Source organism: Nitrosospira sp. Nsp13, assembly GCF_900101945.1.
Lineage (GTDB): Bacteria > Pseudomonadota > Gammaproteobacteria > Burkholderiales > Nitrosomonadaceae > Nitrosospira > Nitrosospira multiformis_D.
The window spans coordinates 1-1577 of record NZ_FMVD01000041.1; the positions used below are offsets into that span (position 1 = coordinate 1).

At 49.7% G+C, this 1577-nt stretch carries 2 protein-coding genes; one reads left to right on the plus strand and one right to left on the minus strand.

Features of this window, described 5'->3' with window-relative positions; all coding sequences use genetic code 11:
• A partial coding sequence (locus tag BLO43_RS16185; protein WP_254773522.1) for an ATP-binding protein occupies positions 1-311 on the plus strand: 311 nt, incomplete at its 5' end.
• Positions 312-431: 120 nt separating this feature from the next.
• Here the strand turns inward: BLO43_RS16185 and BLO43_RS16190 are convergent.
• A complete protein-coding gene (locus tag BLO43_RS16190) occupies positions 432-1067 on the minus strand; it encodes a response regulator (protein ID WP_090908076.1) in 636 nt (211 codons plus the stop codon).
• Positions 1068-1577: the final 510 nt, after the last annotated feature.

Below are 1577 nucleotides of genomic sequence, written 5' to 3' on the forward strand. Positions count from 1 at the left end.
TGGATGAAGATCAGACCGTGGCGATATTCAGGATTGTGCAGGAATCCCTGACCAATGTGACCCGTCATGCCGGGGCAAGCCATGTCGAGATCATCCTGTCGCAGGAGGCGGATGATCTCATGGTTGAGGTGCGCGATAACGGCAAAGGATTTAATGCAACAGCTGCCGCAAGGAAAAAGTCATTTGGCCTGGTTGGGATGCGCGAGCGGGCGGCGGTGCTGGGGGGAAGTATCGATATCGCCAGCCTGCCGCAGCAAGGAACCGTGGTCAAGCTTCGCCTGCCGGTGAAGGTATGCGAAGGGGTTTCGTGACCATTCCTGGCTTGGCCGATGCACTCATTTATTCCGGAATCATCGGTAGCCTCTCCAATGCAATGCTGGCCCTGATATCAGATAAATGGGCCTGCCAGAAATTGGATGACATAGCCCATCTTATTCCAGCAAGTCGTGCTCGGTTACATAGCGGACCAGTTGAGCATTGTTCTGCATATTCATTTTTTCCAGAACACGGGCGCGGTAAGTGCTCACGGTTTTCGAGCTTAATCCCAGTTTCTGCGAAATTTCTGTTAAAGATACCCCGGCAGCGATAAGCTTGAGGACGTTGAACTCCCGATCGGAAAGTGTGGAATGCGGGAGAATTGCCGAGGTTGGGCCGAGATCGAACAGTAGTTTTTCCGCCAGTTCCGGGTCTATGTACCGTCCCCCTTTGGAGAGGCGCCGGATTACGGATATCAGCAGGTCGGTGGGGCTGTTCTTGGTAAGATAAGCGGATGCACCTGCACGTATTGTCCTGATGGCATATTCATCCTCATGATACGTGCTTAACATCAGTATTTGATGCTTCGCGTCATCGTTCATTATTCGTTTCAGTACTTCCAGACCATTCATGCCCGGCATGTTGACATCCAGCAATGCCACGTCCCATCCGCCAAGGTGCATTTTTTCTAGGGCATCAATTCCATCGCTTGCTTCACCAACGACAACAATATCAGCCGTTTCGGCGAGAATCCTTTTCAGCCCATCCCTGAAAAGCCTATGGTCATCAGCTAAAAAGACCTTTATGATCATGCTCAATACCCTATTGAGATCGGTTGACATCGGAGAGTCAGGTCGACTTACCGGTATTCGAGTGAAGAGTTACCAGCCAAATGACTTTTCTTTGTCGCTATCCTCCGCAGTTTAATTAGAGCGTAAAAAATGTTGCCACTCTCGTCATCGCACATGGCATGCGGCATGGTAAATTAGCCGCATTTCCGTTGAAAATGATGCGTACATAATGTTGCCGCATCCACATGATCCGTTGTGCGGATAGTCATGAATATCCGGAACCAGCGTTTTAATAATGTCACCTGGATGAAAGTCATCCGCAATGTGAACACGCTGAGAAAATAACTCCCATCCTGAGAAAATTCGATTCGAAAAGAAAGATTTTTGTCCTGAGGATGTATCGCCTCAAAACCTGGCTAATCGGCCCCTGATGAGCAATCTTGACATGAGGGGAGGGGCCGATAGCCACTTAAATCGTCTTCTTCTATGCGTCGGCCTCCGCCCAGTATTTTGATTTTCCCGCGGCAAACA